16 protein-coding genes and 2 tRNA genes are annotated in these 18,351 nt (G+C 57.8%); 6 read left to right on the forward strand and 12 right to left on the reverse strand.

Annotation, left to right across the window (positions count from 1 at the left end; all coding sequences use genetic code 11):
- Positions 1–66: 66 nt before the first annotated feature.
- Both ACR0JF_RS04680 and ACR0JF_RS04685 read right to left on the reverse strand, forming a co-directional pair.
- Entirely contained in the window at positions 67–1,395 is a 1,329-nt protein-coding gene (locus tag ACR0JF_RS04680) for a TRAP transporter large permease subunit (protein ID WP_170551721.1), read from the reverse strand.
- Positions 1,392–1,952, reverse strand: coding sequence for a TRAP transporter small permease subunit (locus tag ACR0JF_RS04685; RefSeq protein WP_170376848.1), 561 nt, complete (start codon positions 1,950–1,952; stop codon positions 1,392–1,394). Before ACR0JF_RS04685 ends, ACR0JF_RS04680 begins: the two co-directional genes overlap by 4 nt.
- A 314-nt stretch (positions 1,953–2,266) precedes the next feature.
- Here ACR0JF_RS04685 and ACR0JF_RS04690 point away from each other — a divergent pair, with 314 nt between their 5' ends.
- Positions 2,267–3,670: an MATE family efflux transporter gene (locus ACR0JF_RS04690; protein ID WP_480668914.1), complete on the forward strand. Its 1,404-nt coding sequence runs from the start codon at positions 2,267–2,269 to the stop codon at positions 3,668–3,670.
- Positions 3,671–3,941: 271 nt separating this feature from the next.
- Here the strand turns inward: ACR0JF_RS04690 and ACR0JF_RS04695 are convergent.
- From ACR0JF_RS04695 to ACR0JF_RS04720, 6 genes are all read right to left on the reverse strand, one after another.
- Positions 3,942–4,016: transfer RNA gene (locus ACR0JF_RS04695), tRNA-Glu, on the reverse strand.
- 26 nt (positions 4,017–4,042) lie between these two features.
- Positions 4,043–4,117 (reverse strand) — tRNA-Glu (locus tag ACR0JF_RS04700).
- Positions 4,118–4,225: 108 nt separating this feature from the next.
- A complete protein-coding gene (gene recJ, locus ACR0JF_RS04705; protein WP_170660501.1) occupies positions 4,226–5,968 on the reverse strand; it encodes a single-stranded-DNA-specific exonuclease RecJ in 1,743 nt (580 codons plus the stop codon).
- 92 nt (positions 5,969–6,060) lie between these two features.
- Positions 6,061–7,044, reverse strand: a complete 984-nt coding sequence (gene glpX / locus ACR0JF_RS04710) for a class II fructose-bisphosphatase (RefSeq protein ID WP_170660500.1) — start codon at positions 7,042–7,044, stop codon at positions 6,061–6,063.
- 71 nt (positions 7,045–7,115) lie between these two features.
- Complete coding sequence (locus ACR0JF_RS04715; RefSeq protein WP_170660499.1) at positions 7,116–8,402, reverse strand: homoserine dehydrogenase; 1,287 nt, start codon at positions 8,400–8,402, stop codon at positions 7,116–7,118.
- Positions 8,403–8,528: 126 nt separating this feature from the next.
- A complete protein-coding gene (locus ACR0JF_RS04720; protein ID WP_480668916.1) occupies positions 8,529–8,792 on the reverse strand; it encodes a hypothetical protein in 264 nt (87 codons plus the stop codon).
- 84 nt (positions 8,793–8,876) lie between these two features.
- Here ACR0JF_RS04720 and ACR0JF_RS04725 point away from each other — a divergent pair, with 84 nt between their 5' ends.
- Positions 8,877–9,464 carry a TetR/AcrR family transcriptional regulator gene (locus tag ACR0JF_RS04725; RefSeq protein ID WP_170660497.1) on the forward strand — a complete coding sequence of 196 codons (588 nt, stop codon included), beginning with the start codon at positions 8,877–8,879 and terminating at the stop codon, positions 9,462–9,464.
- 24 nt (positions 9,465–9,488) lie between these two features.
- Here ACR0JF_RS04725 and ACR0JF_RS04730 read toward each other — a convergent pair whose 3' ends face one another.
- Positions 9,489–10,400, reverse strand: coding sequence for a pirin family protein (locus ACR0JF_RS04730; RefSeq protein WP_170660496.1), 912 nt, complete (start codon positions 10,398–10,400; stop codon positions 9,489–9,491).
- Between the two features lie 158 nt (positions 10,401–10,558).
- Between ACR0JF_RS04730 and ACR0JF_RS04735 the strand changes: the two genes are divergently transcribed.
- Complete coding sequence (locus ACR0JF_RS04735) at positions 10,559–11,026, forward strand: hypothetical protein (protein WP_170660495.1); 468 nt, start codon at positions 10,559–10,561, stop codon at positions 11,024–11,026.
- Here the strand turns inward: ACR0JF_RS04735 and ACR0JF_RS04740 are convergent.
- The 3 genes from ACR0JF_RS04740 to ACR0JF_RS04750 are packed head-to-tail and all read right to left on the reverse strand — an operon-like array spanning position 11,015 to position 14,050.
- Positions 11,015–11,707, reverse strand: coding sequence for a hypothetical protein (locus ACR0JF_RS04740; protein WP_170660494.1), 693 nt, complete (start codon positions 11,705–11,707; stop codon positions 11,015–11,017). The two genes, ACR0JF_RS04735 and ACR0JF_RS04740, sit on opposite strands and share 12 nt — an antisense overlap.
- On the reverse strand, positions 11,697–12,266 hold the full coding sequence (locus ACR0JF_RS04745) for a TadE/TadG family type IV pilus assembly protein (RefSeq protein WP_170660493.1): 570 nt from the start codon (positions 12,264–12,266) through the stop codon (positions 11,697–11,699). The genes ACR0JF_RS04740 and ACR0JF_RS04745 overlap by 11 nt, the downstream gene beginning before the upstream one ends.
- Positions 12,263–14,050, reverse strand: a complete 1,788-nt coding sequence (locus ACR0JF_RS04750; RefSeq protein ID WP_170660492.1) for a Tad domain-containing protein — start codon at positions 14,048–14,050, stop codon at positions 12,263–12,265. The genes ACR0JF_RS04745 and ACR0JF_RS04750 overlap by 4 nt, the downstream gene beginning before the upstream one ends.
- A 326-nt stretch (positions 14,051–14,376) precedes the next feature.
- Here ACR0JF_RS04750 and ACR0JF_RS04755 point away from each other — a divergent pair, with 326 nt between their 5' ends.
- The 3 genes from ACR0JF_RS04755 (at position 14,377) to dnaG (ending at position 18,251) form a co-directional block, all read left to right on the forward strand.
- Positions 14,377–15,807, forward strand: a complete 1,431-nt coding sequence (locus tag ACR0JF_RS04755) for a Glu/Leu/Phe/Val family dehydrogenase (protein ID WP_170660491.1) — start codon at positions 14,377–14,379, stop codon at positions 15,805–15,807.
- A gap of 117 nt (positions 15,808–15,924) precedes the next feature.
- Positions 15,925–16,221 carry a hypothetical protein gene (locus tag ACR0JF_RS04760; protein ID WP_170376237.1) on the forward strand — a complete coding sequence of 99 codons (297 nt, stop codon included), beginning with the start codon at positions 15,925–15,927 and terminating at the stop codon, positions 16,219–16,221.
- An 80-nt stretch (positions 16,222–16,301) separates the two neighbouring features.
- Complete coding sequence (gene dnaG / locus ACR0JF_RS04765; protein WP_170660490.1) at positions 16,302–18,251, forward strand: DNA primase; 1,950 nt, start codon at positions 16,302–16,304, stop codon at positions 18,249–18,251.
- The last annotated feature ends 100 nt before the right edge of the window (positions 18,252–18,351 follow it).

Raw genomic sequence — 18,351 nt, forward strand, 5'->3', positions numbered from 1 at the left:
AGTCTTCCTCTCCTGTGCTTTTTGTTGAAATCGAACCGGTTTTTCCGGCTTCTCTTTCTTATGTGCTCAGTTTCCGTAGACGACGCCCGGAAGCCACAATGCGATGTCGGGGAAGGCCATCACCAATCCCAGTGCCACAGCCATCACGCAGACAAACGGGATGATTGAGCGATAAATGTCTTTGATGGTCACCTCAGGCGGGGCCATGGCCCGCATCAGGAACAGGTTATACCCGAAAGGCGGTGTCATATAAGCAATTTGGCAGGTGATCGTGTAGAGCACGCCATACCAGATCAGGTCAAACCCAAGCGCGCCGACCAGCGGCACGTAAAGGGGCGCGACGATGACCAGCATGGCCGTGTCATCAAGGAACGTCCCCATGAGCAGAAAGCTCAGCTGCATCAGGATCAGGATGATCCACGGGTTCAGGCCGAGTTGAACGGTAAACAGGTTCTCAATCGCTTTGACCGCGCCCAGACCGTCGAAGACGGCCCCAAAGGCGAGAGCGGCGAGGATGATCCACATGAACATACAGGTGATGCCCAGCGTCTGCTTGATTGAGGTTTCAAAGACCTGCCATGTCATGCGCCGCTTCAGAACGGCCGCCAGAAAGGCCGCGATGGCACCAAGGGCCGAGCTTTCAACCAAGGATGTCCAGCCATTTACAAAGGGCACCATCATCACGGCGAAGATGCCCAGCGGCAGCAGGCCAGCGCCCAGCAGACGCATCTTTTCGCCCCATGTGACCTCTGCGCGCTCTTCCGCGCTCATCACGGGGCCAAGTGCCGGATTTATGCGGCAGCGGATGGCGATGTAGATGATGAACATCGTGGCCATCATCAGGCCGGGGATCACGCCGGCCAGCCAGAGTTGCCCGACGGGCTGACGCGCGATCATGGCATAGAGGACCAGAACGACCGACGGCGGAACGAGAATTCCCAGTGATGATCCGGCTTGTATCACGCCGGTGACCATCAGCTTGTCGTAGTTTCGGCGTAGCAGCTCGGGCAGGGCGATGGTCGCTCCGATCGCCATACCAGCCACAGACAGCCCGTTCATCGCCGAGATCAGAACCATGAGGCCGATGGTGCCAATGGCCAGCCCTCCGGACAGGCCGCCCATCCAGACGTGGAACATCCGATAGAGGTCATCGGCAATCCGGGACTCGGACAGGATGTAGCCCATGAAGATGAACATCGGCAGCGTCAGCAGGGGATACCAGCGCATCACCTTGATCGCCGCCGCAAAGCCCAGATCATAGCCTCCGCGGTCGCCCCACAGGAAGAAGGCGGCGATCACGGCGACAAAGCCAATCGCGCCAAAGACCCTCTGACCGGTCAGCAGCATCAGCATCATGGTCGAGAACATGAGCGCGGCAATCAGTTCATAGCTCACCCGCGATGCCCTCCTTCAAGGTCTTCGGGGGCCATGTGGACGGGTTCATCATCCTTTTTGCCCATGTCAAAGCCTTTGAGGCGCAGGATGTCCTTGCAAAGCTCCGAGATCGCCTGAAGCAGCATCAGAAAGATGCCGATAACCATGATGGTCTTGATCGGCCAGATATAGGGCCGCCAGGCCGAGGAGGAGCGTTCTCCACCATACTGGAAGGAATACATCAGGCTGTCCCAGCCACCCCACAGCAGAAAACCGAGGTAGGTGATCAGAAATAACACGGTCAGCGCGTCGATCTGGCTTTTCTTGCGGTCCGTCCATTCACCATAGAGCAGGTCCATCCGGACATTCGCGCCCATCTGCATCGCATAAGGCCCGCCCAGCATGTAATAGGCCACCATCGCGAACTGCGCCATTTCCAGCGTCCAGAGGGACGGCACGAAGAACGTCTTGGAGACCGAGGAATACAGCAGGATCGCCATCATCACGAAGATGCCATACATGATCACGCGACCCAGCATCCGGTTGGCGCGGTCGATGAACCGCACATAAGTCATCATGGGTCCTGTCACGAGAGGCAGACTTTCAGGCGTTTGGGGTCATCAGACCGAACGCAACCATGCCGAGAGCGATGCTGACAGCAGCGCGTGATCCGGGCAATGCATTGGTTTGATTCAGTGTTTTTGCTCACGCTGGTATCAGAACGAGATGGTTGGATTCTGTCAAGCGCGGCTTCGGCTCAGGGCTTGCAAAACCCGACTCAGCGGTGATTGCCCGAAAATGGCCCGCCTTTTGGGCAAAATGAAACTGTTGACGCTGCGCTGCCATCTGAGAAGGTGACTGAACTCAAACGCCGTCGCAGAGCAGGTAGAACATGGCCAATCAATCCCAAGGCGAAGCCGTTTTCCTGAGTGGCAGCCTGATGAGACATGTCACGCGCATGTCTCTGACAACCAGTATCGGTCTGATGGCGATCTTTGCGGTCGATTTCGTCGACATGGTGTTTATCTCGATGCTTGGCAATGACTCGTTGGCCGCCGCCGTGGGATATGCCGGAACGCTTCTGTTTTTCACCAATGCAATCAATATCGGCCTGTCGATCTCGGCCGGCGCGTTAACGGCACGGGCCTTGGGGGCAGGGCGGCCGGAAGAGGCGCGGAAATATGCCTCTAGCGTGGCGACACTGGGTCTGTGCGTCGGGCTGGTAACCCCGGTTCTGGTGCTTTGGAACCTGAGCGCGTTGTTGTCGTTATTGGGGGCTGAAGGCGAGGTTTTGAGGCTCGCCACACGCTATGTGTCAATCATTTTGCCGACTATGTGGGTGATGGCGATTGCGATGGTGGCCATGGCGGTTCTGCGGGCGCATGGGGATGCGCGGCGATCCATGATGGCCACGATCTATGGCGGCGTGGTGAATGCGGTTCTCGACCCGATCCTGATCTTCGGGGTTGGTTTGGGGCTCGACGGTGCAGCGATTGCATCGGTGCTGGCGCGGATCTGCATGCTCGCCGCTGCGCTTTGGCCCGCCCTGCGCGTCCACCGAGGCTTTGCCCGCCCATCGCTGCGGCAAGTCGCATCCGATTTGAAACCGGTCCGGGCCATCGCGATCCCGGCCGTGCTGACCAATGTGGCAACGCCGATCGGCAATTCTATCGTCGTTCGCGAGATCGCCGAGTATGGAACGGATGCAGTAGCTGGAATGGCCGTGATCGGGCGACTTTTGCCCGTGGCGTTCTCGGTCATCTTTGCGCTGTCTGGTGCAATTGGCCCCATCATCGGTCAGAATTTCGGGGCCGAGCAATTCACCCGCGTGCGCGAGGCCTTTCTGGCAGGTATCAAATTCACGGCGATCTACGTTCTTGGAATGGCAGCGGTTCTTTTCCTGTTGCGCGCACCAATCGCGGATCTGTTTGCAGCCGAAGGCGAGACCCGTGTGCTGATCTACTTGTTTTGCGGCCCGCTGGCGCTGGCGTCATTCTTCAATGGGGTCATTTTCGTTGCCAATGCCAGTTTCAATAACCTGGGCCACCCGGTCTATTCCACTTGGATCAACTGGGGCCGCCACACCGTGGGCACATGGGTCTTTGCCTCAATCGGATCGGCACTGGCCGGGGCGTCCGGAGTTCTGTTGGGGCAGGCTTTCGGAGGCATCATCTTCGCCGCGATCAGTTGGATACTGGTCGGCCGCGTTGTGTCGGGGTTGGAGCGCTCGCAGGCGATCGATCCGTTTGCCGGTCAAAATCGCTTGCATTCTCTGTTCGGCCGTCGCGGCTGGTAACATCAGGCCGGTGCCGGTGAACCATAGCGCCGCGCTTGCCATTCGGTTCAACGATCTGCATGTGATCGAAACGGTCGAAAAGCGAGATAATCTGGCGGAGGTTTGGGGTTCTGTAACGAAAGGTTGCCTGAGTGTTTTACACAAATAGAACTGGAGCAACCACAACTGCAAAAGTATCAATAAAAGCCACAGCAAGAGGCAACAAACAGAAAACAATCCAAGATTGAAACCAGACTTCTGATTTTCTTCTAGATATTGAATGCTAGTGAAGTGGCAGCCCGTAGGGGAATCGAACCCCTCTTTCCAGGTTGAAAACCTGGCGTCCTAACCGATAGACGAACGGGCCACTGAGCCTTGGCTCACAAGCAAAAATGGCAGCCCGTAGGGGAATCGAACCCCTCTTTCCAGGTTGAAAACCTGGCGTCCTAACCGATAGACGAACGGGCCACGCTAGCTTGTGGAGGGCCTTTTACGGTTTCACCCCGACCCCCGCAAGCCGAAAAATGCAGGGATGCGAAAGTTTTTTGACCTGTCCTACCGTTGCCTTGAAACCAGTCATTTTGCCTCGGCTGCGTCCTCAAGACGAAGCTGTACGTTTTGGCGACCACCCCACGTGTTCACCTCAAGCCGACCGGCGAAATGAAAGCGCGCTCCGCCGTGATTTGAGAGCTTTTCGCCCATCGGCCCGTCGAAGGCTCCGAATGCGATCGCGTCCAGCCCTCCGCCAAGACCATCCGCAAGCGAGAGTTTCAGATGCGACTCACCGACCCGTTTGGCAAAACGCACCTGCAGGTCAGGAAGGGCGTAGCGCGGGGCAGGGGCGCTTGCCCCAAAAGGCCCTGCTTTCTCAATCTGTTCGATCAGATCAACGGTCGCGGCGCCGGGCATCAATGCCCCGTCGAGCTTCATGTCTGCGGGACCGCCTTGACCTGCGCCTTGTTTTTCCAGCAGTTCTGACAGGCGCTTCATGGCCGGTTCCAACTGATCGCGCATGACGGTCAGCCCGGCCGCCATCTTGTGTCCACCGCCTTTGACCAACAACCCCTCAGCAGCCAGCCTCTGGATCGAAGCCCCCAGATCAACGCCAGAAACCGACCGCCCTGATCCTTTGCCTTCTTCCCCGTCAAAGCCGATCACAATCGCCGGGCGATTGGCGCTTTCTTTCAAGCGCGAGGCGACGATACCGACAACGCCCGGATGCCAACCTTCGCCAGCGGCCCAAACCAAGGGCGCGTCCAAACCGCGCTCCTCCGCCTGCTCAAGCGCCGCAGCGCGTACGGCATTTTCGATATCGCGCCGTTCAGAGTTCAGCGCGTCTAGCCGTTCGGAGAGAGCCTGCGCTTCGTGCAAAGAGTCGGTGCTGAGCAGCCGCGCTCCAAGGTCGGCCTGTCCAATGCGTCCCCCAGCGTTCACCCGTGGCCCCAGAAGAAACCCCAAGTGATAGCTATTGGGCGCCGCATCCATCCGAGCGACATCCGACAGAGCCACAAGGCCGGGGCGCTGACGGCCTGACATGACCTTCAAACCTTGCCGAACCAAAGCGCGGTTCGCCTCAATCAGCGGGGCAACATCGGCGACAGTCGCCAGCGCGACCAGATCCAGCAGAGGCACCAGATCTGGCCCTTTGGCCCCTGCCTCGCGCATTTGCCGCCCAGTCTCGACCAGCATCAGGAAGACAACGCCTGCCGCACAGAGATAGCCCAGATCGCCGCTTTCATCCTGCCGGTTCGGGTTCACCACGGCCACGCAATCCGGCAAGGTCTCACCGCCCAGATGGTGATCCAGCACGATCACATCTGCGCCCTGTGCTGCCGCGATCGGGTCATGGCTCAGCGTGCCGCAATCCACGCAGATGATCAGGTCATGCGCTGCTGCCAGAGATTGCATCGCAGGCACGTTCGGCCCATAGCCTTCGTCGATGCGGTCCGGCACATAGAGCGTCGCCTGCAGACCCATCTGACGCAGCCAGACCAGCAGCAACGCCGCCGAACTGCCTCCATCCACATCATAATCCGCAAAGACTGCGATCCGCTGTTTTTCGCGCACCGCTTTCAGAAACCGGGTCGCAGCGGCATCCATATCTTTCATGCTGCGAGGGTCGGGCAAAAGCTCTTTCAGCTTTGGCTCCAGAAAACCGGCAGCCTCCATCGGAGGGACGCCCCGCCGCGCCAGCACTTGGCAAACGGCACGCGGCAAACCTGCCTGTTGCACCAACACTTCAGTCGCGCGCTCAACTTCGGGCGAGGGCCCCACCCAGCGCCGACCTGTCAAAGATTGCTCAACCCCAAGAAAACTCATCGCGCCTCTCATATGCCAAGGCCGGACCCATTTGGACCCGGCCTCTTCATCTTTTCACAAATACTCTCGCCGAAGGCATCGGCGCAAGCCGCTTAGGCTTCGTCGTGCGACCACATTGGCGTGCGGTAAGACATGCGGCGAACCGATCCGGTTTTCGAGCGCATCAAAAGGGTGGTGGTTTCAACCCAGCCCGGCTCGCGCTTGATGCGCGGCAGCAGAGAGCCACCGGTTACGCCGGTTGCGGCAAAGATCACATCCGCCGTCACCATCTCGTCACGAGCATAAATCCGATCCAGATCGGTGATGCCTGCCTTGGCGGCGCGGCCACGCTCGTCATCGTTGCGGAACAGGAGGCGACCGAAGATTTGACCGCCCATGCATTTCAGAGCAGCAGCGGCCAGAACGCCCTCGGGCGCGCCGCCCTGGCCCATATACATGTCGATGCCGGTGGTTTCGCTTTCGGCACAGTGCATGACACCCGCCACATCGCCGTCAGTGATCAGACGGATCGAGGCACCGGTTTCGCGCACCTCGGCGATCATGGCCTCGTGGCGGGGACGTTCCAGAATGCAAACGGTAATATCGGCCGGTTCGCAACCCTTGGCCTTGGCCAGTGCCTCAACACGTTCGCGAGGGCTCATATCGAGCGAAACGACGCCTTCGGGGTAGCCGGGGCCAACGGCCAGCTTGTCCATATATACGTCCGGCGCATGCAGCATCGAGCCGCGCGGGCCCATAGCAATCACGGTCAGCGCGTTTGGCATGTCCTTGGCCGTCAGCGTGGTGCCTTCCAGCGGGTCCAGAGCGATATCCACACCGGGGCCTTCGCCGGTGCCGACCTCTTCGCCGATATAGAGCATCGGGGCCTCATCACGCTCGCCTTCGCCGATGACCACGACTCCCGCGATATCCAGCAGGTTCAACTGCTCGCGCATCGCGTTCACGGCAGCCTGGTCGGCGGCTTTCTCGTCACCGCGTCCCACCAGCGAGGCCGAGGCAAGCGCGGCCTGTTCCGCTACCCGCGCTAGGCCCAAGGACAGCAGGCGGTCGTTAAAATCGATTTTGGCAGCGTTCATGCGTTGTATTCCTTTGGCAGGCAATGGCGTTTCGTCTGGCATAGCCTGCGGATGGCGCAGGCTGCAAGGGTTCAGACCTGTTCAATCCGAAGCGCGACAGGCTCACCCGCGACAACATCGGTCGTGCGAAACCCGTCCAGCGCCACATCCAGAGTGGCTCGAGTGGTCTTGTGCGTGACAATCAAAACGGGGGCTGTGCTGTCGCTGTGGCCGTACTGGCGCATCCGGTCAATCGACACGCCCGCGTCGCCCAAAATGGCCGCAACCTTGGCCAGCGCTCCGGGTTTGTCCAGCAAGCCCAGACGCAGGTAATACGGCGCAGGCAGGCCTGTGATGGCTGGGGTGGCGTCTTCAAGGCTGGACGCAGGGCGCCCGAAGGTCGAGATTTTCAAACCCCGCGCAAGGTCGCAAACATCGCCCATCACTGCGCTTGCGGTCGGGCCTTCGCCTGCTCCGGGGCCGCGCAGCACCACTTGTTCAACCGCGTCGCCTTCGATCACCACCATATTGGTGCCGCCTTCGAGTTGACCAAGCGGCGAGTTGCTGGGCACGAGGCAGGGCTGCATACGCTGTTCCAGACCGCGCGCGGTGCGCTGGGCCAGACCCAGCAGCTTGATACGGTAACCCATGTCATGGGCCTGATGGATGTCGTCTAGGCTGATTTGCTGGATACCTTCAATCTCGATCCCGTCGAAATTCGGTTTCGTGCCAAACGCGATCGAGGACAGCAGGGCCAGTTTATGTGCCGCGTCAATCCCGCCTACATCCAGGTTCGGATCCGCTTCGAGGTAGCCCAGCTCGGCGCATTCATCGAACAGCGCGTTGTAGCCTTTTTCCTGCGACTGCATTCGGGTCAGGATGTAGTTGCAGGTGCCGTTCATCACGCCCATCACGCGGGTGATCTCGTTTCCGGCCAGACCTTCGGTGAGGGATTTGATCACCGGGATGCCCCCGGCGACGGCGGCCTCGAACCGGATCACGCGGCCTGCGGCTTCGGCTTTTTCGGCCAGTTCCTGACCATGGATGGCCAACAGGGCTTTGTTGGCCGTGACAACATCCTTGCCGCTGGCCAGCGCTGCCTCGACCGAGGCTTTGGCCGGGCCGTTTTCACCGCCCATCAACTCGACAAACACGTCAACGTCATCGCGTTTTGCCAAGGCTACGGGATCGGTTTCCCACGCATAGTCCGACAGGTTCACGCCCCGATCCTTGCTTGCATCACGGGCCGAGACTGCGATGATTTCAATCGGGCGTCCGGTGCGTGCCTGCAACAGATCGGCATGACGCCGGACAATCCGGACAACACCCACGCCAACAGTTCCCAAGCCCGCAATTCCAAGCCGCAGCGCCTGTGTCATCCCGTGGGTTCCTTTCGCTCGTACCAGTCTGATTTCGGGCCTTTTGCCCGTTCAGCGCTGCCTTAGCCGGTTCAGGGCACGGGCGCAATCCGTCACGCGTTGGCCGGGGCTGGGAAAAGCCGATCTTTAGTTGATCTGCGCGTTTTGCAGCGCCTCGGCTTTCTTTGCCAAAGCCTCGCTTCGAGCTGTCAGGTCCTGCTCAACGGCTGAGGCTTCGCTGACCGGATCGGCAGGCGCGCCCAGAACGTTGGGTAGGGGCAAAAGCTTGGGGTAAGGCGCCGCCTTGATCGCACGGGATTCGCTACCCTCCAACTCGGGGAAGTTGGTGCATCCGGCAAGGGTCAGAATCAGAACCAGAACGGGCAGGCGCTTCATAACAGGTGCTTTCACAAAGGACTGGTCTTGTGATGCCTCTTTTACCCGATCTGTTCAAGCGGGGTTCTATCTGAACGTACGTTCAGATAGTGTCGGTCCATGGCTCGTACACAGGGATCACATTCGGACATCACCGGCCCGCGCATCCGCAAGGCAGCGTTGGGTCTTTTTGCGCGCCATGGCTATGCCGCCGTTTCGATGCGCCAGATCGCCAAAGAGGTCGGCGTTCAGGCCGGGGCGCTATATAATTACACCCCCGACAAGCAAAGCCTGTTGTTTCGCCTGATGCGCGACCACATGCAGGAGCTGCAGCAAGCCTATGATGCCCTTGGTGAAACCGGCGACGCGCAAGAGGCTCTGCGCCGCTTTGTCGGGTTCCACATCCGGTTTCATCTGGAACGCCCCGACGAGGTTTTCATCGCCTATATGGAGTTGCGCAATCTGACGCCGGACAACTTCGCAGAGATCGAGGATCTGCGCCGCGCCTATGAGGACTCTCTGGAGCGTATCTTGAGTGAGGGCCAGAAAGCCGGTCACTTCGCGATCTCGGACACCAAGATCGCCACGCTGGCGGTGATTGCGATGCTGAATGGTGTGATGACCTGGTATCGCTCGGGTGGGCGATTGTCGTTGGACGAGGTCGAGCAGATCTATTGGGACATGGTCCGCCGCGCAGTGACGGCCTGACCCAAAGGCGGGTCAGGCTCGACCTTAGTGGGCAGGGCGAATGAAGGTTCCATTGCGGAGCTCACGAAACGCATGTTCCAGTTCGGCACGCGTGTTCATGACGATGGGTCCGTGCCAAGCTACAGGCTCGTCAATCGGAGCGCCCGAGATCAGCAGAAAGCGAACACCTTCGGGCCCGGCCTGAACGGTGATCTCATCCCCGGCGCCGAATCGTACCAGAGTGCGGTCTCCGGACATGTCGCGGATATTGACCTCTTGCCCGGCGACTTCCTTTTCCAACAAAACCCCAGTCGGTTGGGACGCATCGGCAAAGGCCGCCTGACCTTGGAACACATAGGCAAAGGCGCGGCGGTAGGTGTCGATCTTGAAGGTCTTTTTGACACCGGCCGGAATTTGCACGTCCAGATATTGGGGATCTGCAGCAATACCGTCCACCGGGCCGATTTTACCCCAGAACTCACCCACAATAACACGCACTGTTGTGCCGTCATCGTCGATGGCCTCGGGAATCTCTTTGGCCTGAACGTCCTGATAGCGCGGAGAGGTCATTTTCTGATCCGAGGGCAGGTTGCCCCAGAGCTGAAACCCGTGCATCTGGCCCGAGGCATTCCCGTGCGGCATTTCCTGATGCAGAATGCCCGACCCCGCCGTCATCCATTGAACATCGCCCGCGCCGAGCGTCCCGCTGTTGCCCAGCGAATCCGAATGCTCGACCGTACCGGACAGCACATAGGTGATCGTCTCGATCCCGCGATGAGGATGCCAGGGAAAGCCGGCCTGATAGTCCTGCGGGCGTTCATTGCGAAAATCGTCGAACAACAGAAACGGATCTAATTCGGACGGGTCCTGAAACCCGAAGGCGCGATGCAGCTTGACGCCCGCACCTTCCATCGTCGGTACGGCCTTGCGTGTTTCCAATGTGGGTCTGAGGGACATAACAACCTCCTTAATTTGTTTGCAGGATGTATGCCCAGCCGGGGACTGGTCAATTTGCGCAGAGGCACCATGAATGTGCGCAAATGTAGGGCAGGGGAGGGCCTGTTTATTTCCGCGCAAAGCGGATACACGAAACTGCAGACAGACAGGAGGCAGTCATGCAGGACGAAGTGCTGGCAACGATCGAGGCATCATCCCCAAGACGGGTGGCCGGTGTTGCTATGCTGGGCAGCGTAGGTGTTTTGGTGATTTACGTGGCGCTGGCTTCTCCGCCCGAACTTGTCTGGCAGGTATTTTTGTTGGCGGTTGGCGCGTCGTCCTTGTGGCTGGCCTATCGCGTTTGGATGGCCACTCAGGACAGGATTGAGCTGACTGCGTCTGAACTGCGAACCGGATCGGGTCAGGTGATTGCACGGGTTGAGGAGATTGAGGCGGTCGACCGAGGTGTTTTCGCCTTCAAACCGTCCAACGGATTTCTGGTACGAACGCGCGAAAAGGCCAGCAATGTCTGGGCCCCCGGTCTGTGGTGGAGGCTGGGCCGCCGGGTTGGCGTCGGCGGCATGACAGCATCCGCCGAGGCCAAGTTCATGTCCGAGATACTCTCGGCTATGGTGTTACAGCGTTGATGGCTCCACGGTGGTGTTATCTTCCGGAGTACTGTCGTCATGTCCGCTATCAACAGTGCCATCATCCACGTTGTTGGCGTCCTTGCATGAGTCTGGCCCTTCGATGAAAGTGTACCCACGAGGTTGCGTGAAGATGAACTTGTCGATGAAGAAATCGTTGCTGCCAAACCCGAGTTTGAACGGACGCACGTAGTGATGCCTTGTCTCGACCAAAATCATGGTGGCATTGTCTGCCATGATCGGAATGCGATCCGAAACCTGTTCAACTGTTGCGTTGGACCAACGCTTAAGCCCATCGCCGCGTGTGCAGGACCATTCCACAAAGTGACGGTCATCAGTGTCCGTGCTTTCGTCGCCAGTATCCCAGCGCACGAAAGAGATCCGCAACGACAATCCGTTGCCTTCCTCGATCATGTAATTCTGCAGGTCGTACATTGATGTGATGTACTGATCCGTCACCGTGTCTTTCTCTCGGGACAGGATATCGGCAACGGCGTAGGCTGCTTTCAGGTTGCTGGCGCCCTGACGATATCCGTCGAAATAGGAATAGGCCGTGAAGACTGACCAGAAGAGTAGGGGAAACACCATAATGGCTTCGATGCTGACGACGCCATCTTCTTTCTGAAGAAAACGCGCGGCAGTATCGCCAAAGCGCTTTTTGAAGAGTGATTTAAGGTTCATGGACAAACACCGTCGTTGCATGCAGTTCATATTGGCCGTCGGGATCTTGACGAACTAAGTAGCCAAACGTTGTGCCAATGAACAAAGGCGATACCTCCACACAAGCACGTATGATCATCAACTCATTTGCTGTTCCGGGAGAAAAGATTTGGTCGTCTTTGCCGCGAATTTCTTCAGGTGTATCGACGCAAAACGGTTTATCAAAATCGCCAGAAAGGACTGCGCTACTGTCGAATTGATTGACCCTCGTCATCTCAACGGCAAGGTTTTCCTGGCATTTTGGAATGGCACCGGCTTCTTCGCAGATGATCCGCTTTATCAGATCGTGTGTCCAGCCAGTTTCGCCTTCGTAAAGATCAATCCGATTCATGCGCACATCCTGGATTGTGGAATCCAGGGCGCGCTCCAGATTGGCATGGTTCCACGCCAGGATCCCGTATTCGACGCCAGTATAGGTGGTCATGATGAAGATTGGAAACCACATCACAAATTCGATTGTGGCCATCCCCTTTTCTTCGCGGCGAAACCTTCGCAGCACGTTTTTCAGATGTCGGATCATTGGGTTAGCCTCAGATTCTGGATGCTGGCAGCGATATCGTCGAAGACTTCGCCAATCTCGGATCCCGTCGGCGCGAAATATGCGTTTTCATCCGATTTGCAGTACCATAGAAGGTTTCGACCGTTGGTGGTGGCCTCGTAAGCTACCGAGAAGATCAAGATGTTTCTTGCGCCCGATTTTGCATAGTCGCACATCGCTTCGACCTGGTCGTCTTTTGTCGAACGGTTTTCGGTCTCGGTCGCCGCATAGTACCAGTTGTATGCATAGGTCGAACCGACAGAATCATACAGCAACCGATAGATTTCGTACCGCGAGGTGCGCTCCCACAAGGCAGGCCATGTCAGAGATAGGGCACTTCCATCTTCATCGAGCTGGCGAACCTCGTCCTTGTCGAGGTTGTCGCAATAGCCGCTGCTGTAGTAGTTTCCTCTGCAAAGATAGACATTGAAATCGCCGTTGCCAAAAGCGTGGTCCTGAAACTCGTCGCGCACCCAGTATCTGCCAAGGCTACTGTCCCAATATGCCCTGTCTACACCCAGCCATGCATACTTGAAGCTATCCTCGTCTTCGTCGTAATGGTTCACGTTGACGGAATAGACGTCTTCATCTCCATTCCACCAGATGCCCGATTGCCCATCGTTATATGGCGGTTGGACCCATGTGCGAGAGGTGTTTTCACCATCGGTCATCAAAACAATGACTTTCATCGTGTCACTGCCGACGCTATCGGCGGGGCGACCTGCAAAATCTGCCGGTATCTGGCCGTTTGAGATCATGTTGGTGACAACGGGGCGGAAGTTTTCGTCTAGCACTGTCAGTGCCCATTTCATTCCGACATTGATCGATGTGTTGTCGCGGGCATAAAACGAGTCAATATAGGTGTGCAGATTGGTCTCGTTGTTCTGGTGAACAACAAGCTGACGGCTGGCTTCAGAACGGCACCGCTCGTCGATGCGCGGAGAGCTGAACCCGCCGGACGGACGTTGATCTCCGCCGTAGCGAGAATAGTACAGCGATTGATTGTAAGTCTTTGATAGATCAAATGCCCCTGCTGCCAGATCTGCGGTTTCAAAGTCGATACAATTGGCAAATCTGTTGGAGCCGGCAGTCGTAAGCTGGTTCATGACGGCAGAAGGGACACCCACCTGTGTTGCGTAAGGAATGATCGAAATCGAGAGTTTTTCGGAACTCGTGTTCTCATACATTTTGGTGACAAAGCTCTTGGCCGCACCTTTAAGGTTGGTCAGGCGCGACCCTCTCATGGAACCTGAAACATCCAGAACCATAGCGATTTCAACGTTGCCGATGGATTCTTCGGCGACGCTGACGACATTTACGTCAATCGAGTCGACGTCCCACCATTGCATGAAATGCATGCCAACCGGCATCGTAGCACTCGCCTCAACGCGGCGCTGTCCGACGATCAACTTGTTGCCATCATCATCGCAGGACCTTGGGGTGACTATGACTTCTCCGTCGAGAAACCTATCCAGTTCTTCTTTGACCAGGTAGTCTTGCACGACGTCCTTTGGACAAAGATCCTGCTGCAGATCGGCGGCGGCCAGAACGGCGCGGTCCAGCGAATACTGAAGGCGGGCTCTTTCATGATCATAGCGCATCATATCGACGGCAAATCCACTCACCGTGAAGATGATAAGTATCAAACTCAGCGTTAGGATGGTCATCGTCCCGCGCTCCGAGCGCAGGAACGACGCAGCACCTTTGTTGGAGCGGCTGGATTGCTCAAGTCGTTTGGATTCAGAATTCCTAAACACTTTTCTCATATCTAGTCCCTGCAAGTAATCCGGCGCACGGAAGGCGGGTCATATCAACTTTACGACTGTAGTCGGCGAACGTGGCGAGATTTGGGCGACTTTGCCACTATGCTGCTGGGATTGAACGGCAAACCGCTGCATTTGGCAGGATGGCGGGCGCTTTGTTTCTGTTGTGTCGACAATGGTCGCCGCGAAAATTTCCAAGGCGACTCAGTAGGTGGGTTTTATCACCCGTTTATAAAGTGATGAAATTTTCATCATAAAAGATTGCAGCTTCGAGCCAGTGGTGCGACAAAACGCCATAACGTTCGTCATTCACCGGTACGGAGGGATTAATGACCAGCACCAAGGAACCGAGCTTTCGTGAAAGTGTGGATCTGATGTTCAACAGGGCGGCGTCCCTGATGGATCTGCCGCCCGGTCTTGAGCAGAAAATCCGGGTCTGCAATGCCACCTACACTGTTCGTTTCGGGGTGCGTCTGCGCGGTGAGATTCACACCTTTACCGGCTACCGTTCCGTGCATTCTGAGCATATGGAGCCGGTCAAGGGCGGGATCCGTTATGCCTTGGCGGTGAACCAGGACGAGGTTGAGGCGCTTGCTGCGCTGATGACCTACAAATGCGCCCTGGTTGAGACGCCGTTTGGCGGCTCAAAAGGCGGGCTGTGCATCGATCCGCGCAAATACGAAGAACATGAGATGGAGCAGATCACCCGGCGCTTTGCCTATGAGCTGGCCAAGCGTGATCTGATCAATCCATCGCAAAACGTTCCGGCCCCTGACATGGGCACGGGTGAGCGTGAGATGGCCTGGATGGCTGACCAATACGCTCGGATGAATACCACCGACATCAACGCACGCGCTTGTGTGACGGGCAAACCGTTGAACGCAGGAGGCATCGCGGGTCGGGTCGAGGCAACGGGGCGCGGTATCCAATATGCGCTGCGCGAGTTCTTCCGTCACCCTGAGGACATCGCCAAGGCCGGTTTGTCCGGCAAGTTGGACGGCAAGCGTGTCGTTGTGCAGGGATTGGGTAACGTGGGCTACCACGCGGCCAAGTTCCTCGCTGAAGAAGACGGATCGCGTATTATCGGGATCATCGAATGGGACGGCGCGCTGTATAACCCGGACGGTATCGACGTTGAGGCGGTGCGCAACTGGATCGTCAAACATGGTGGCGTGAAGGATTTCCCGGACGCGACCCACTCAACTGATGGCGCTTCGGTGCTTGAGGCAGACTGCGACATCCTGATCCCGGCGGCTCTGGAAGGTGTCATCAATCTGGACAATGCCGACAGGATCAAGGCGCCGTTGATCATCGAGGCCGCGAATGGACCGGTGACCGCGGGTGCAGATGAAATTCTGCGCAAGAAGGGCACCGTCATCATTCCTGATATGTATGCTAATGCGGGCGGTGTGACGGTCTCGTATTTCGAATGGGTGAAGAACCTCAGCCACATTCGATTTGGTCGCATGCAGCGCCGTCAAGAAGAGGCACGGCATGAGTTGATCGTAAGCGAGCTTGAACGGCTGGATCGTTATCTGGGCGATGCCTGGTCAATGTCGCCGAACTTCAAGGCCAAGTACCTCAAAGGTGCGGATGAGCTGGAGCTGGTACGCTCGGGCCTCGATGACACGATGCGGATCGCTTACCAGTCCATGCGCGAGGTCTGGCACAGCCGCGACGATGTCGAGGATCTGCGCACCGCGGCCTATATCGTTGCAATTGATCGCGTGGCCAAAAGCTACCGGGCCAAAGGCCTGTGACAACTGGCGCACGGGGTGGCTTTTCTGCCCCGTGCGCAAACTGAATGCAGCGCGTCGATTGCGAAAACGGTACTGGCGAGTAAGCTGCGCGCAGACAAACGAATCCAGGAGACCTCAATGTTGCGTATCGCCATCGCTGCAGCCTTGCTTGCAACGCCTCTGGCCGCCGCCGAAACCAAGGAACAAAGCTGCCAGTATCAGGCCGATGTCGTGGCCGCGATCCAGAAAGCGCGTCTGGACAAGGTGAAAGAGCGCGACGTTGTGGAGGCCGTGGCTGAAACCAGCCCCACTTGGCCCGAGAACTATAACGCTGCGATTCCGTTAATCACGCCCTGGGTCTATGAGCAAAAGATGCGCGACGTGCGCAAAAAGGATCTTGGTGCGGCATGGCTCGAGCTGTGTTTGCAGCAATAATCCACAGCTCAGCAATTTCCCTGTGGACAACCGCGCGTCATCCCCTTGGCGCGCGTTTTCATTTCTGGCAGGTTTGAGACATGTCATTGCCCCCCGGATTTCTCGATGAGCTGCGCACCCGGCTGAGCCTGTCTCAGGTTGTTGGGCGTAAAGTCATGTGGGATCAGCGAAAATCCAATCAGGGCAAGGGGGACATGTGGGCGCCGTGCCCGTTTCACCACGAAAAAACGGCGTCTTTTCATGTAGATGACCAAAAGGGATTCTACTACTGCTTTGGCTGTCATGCCAAAGGGGACGCGATCACCTTTGTGAAAGAGACCGAGAACGTCTCGTTCCTCGAAGCCGTTGAAATTCTGGCGCGCGAAGCTGGCATGCCCATGCCAGCGCGCGACCCCAAAGCGCAGGAAAAACAGGACCGTCGAACGCAACTGGCCGAGGTGATGGAGCAGGCGGTTCAGTTCTTTCGCCTGCAACTCAAGACCGGGGCAGGCAGTGCGGCGCGCGACTATCTGGCCCGTCGGGGTTTGGACGCCGAGGCGTTGGAGCGATGGGAGATCGGCTTTGCCCCGGACGGCTGGCAGGCCTTGTGGGATCATCTGACTGGAAAGAACGTAGCCGAAGATCTGATCCTCGGGGCGGGTCTGGCCAAGCCGTCGAACAAGGGCAAAAAACCATATGACACGTTCCGCAACCGTATCATGTTCCCGATCCGTGATCCGCGCGGTCGGTGTATCGCATTCGGCGGCCGGGCGATGGACCCGAATGGCAACGCCAAATACCTGAACTCACCTGAAACCGAGTTATTCGATAAGGGCCGCAGCCTGTACAACCACGGGCCTGCGCGGCAGGCGGCCGGGAAGGGGCAGCCGCTGATCGTGGCCGAGGGCTATATGGACGTCATCGCGCTGGCCGAGGCTGGGTTCGGCGCGTCGGTTGCTCCGCTTGGAACGGCGATTACCGAACATCAGTTGCAGTTGCTCTGGCGAATTTCGAATGAGCCGATCATTGCGCTGGATGGCGACACGGCCGGCCTGCGGGCGGCGATGCGGGCCGTTGACCTGGCCTTGCCGCTACTTGAGGCCGGAAAGTCCCTGCGCTTTGCGCTGATGCCCGAAGGAAAAGACCCGGACGATTTGCTGCGGGCCGACGGAGCGGGGGCTGTTCAGGCCGTGCTGGACGGGGCCATCCCAATGGTCAAGCTGCTGTGGCAGCGAGAGACCGAGGGCAAGGTTTTTGACAGCCCTGAACGCAAAGCCGCGCTCGACAAGGTGCTGCGGGACAAGATCAAGCTGATCCGTGACCCCTCGATCCGGTCCCATTACGGGCAAGAGATTAAAGATCTGCGCTGGCAATTGTTTCGCCCGCAGAGGCAGTCACAAAACCGTGCGTGGCAACCAAAAGGGAAGTGGCAGCCGCAGAAACAGCCTGCGACCGCGGGTGCGCGGGCCTCGTTTCTGGCGTCTTCGGACAATGCGGATATCCATCTGCGCGAAGCCGCGATTCTGGCCATTGCGATTCTGAACCCGCAGGTCGTGGTGCAATTTGAGGCGCAGCTGGAAGAGATGGACTGCCATGATCCTGATCATGCTGCTCTGCGTCACGCCATTCTGCGCCATGCGATTGATGATCCTGAAAACCTGCGGGACCATATCGTTGAAACTTTGGGGGCCGAACCCCTTGAAAATCTGCTGAGCCTTCGCCATGTCGCAGTGATCCCCTGTGTGTTCAAACCAGGCGACGTTGAAAAGGCCGAGATGACGCTGGCCGAGGAACTCGCGAAAATCAAAGCGCTCCGGGGGTTGGATGCTGAGATTGCCGAAGCCGCAGAGGAACTGTCTGATCTGGCCGATGAGGCGCTGACATATCGGCTGGCTCAAGCCGCCGAAGAGCGTAACCGCACAAGCCGCAGCCAGAATGAGGACAGGGCCGTTTTCGACATTGCCGACAATGGCGCGCGAATCAATCGCGACGAAAAGGATGCGTTCAAGGCAATCATGTCCGGGATCAATTTCGAACGGAAACGTCGCTGAAGTGATGTTTTCGTAAAGCACTGGAAAAGAAAAACAGGTAAACGGGTGGCCGAATCAGTTTCACGCGCTAATGATTCGGATCAAACGAATCACCCATCCC

It is taken from the genome of Ruegeria sp. BG11 (assembly GCF_056538565.1).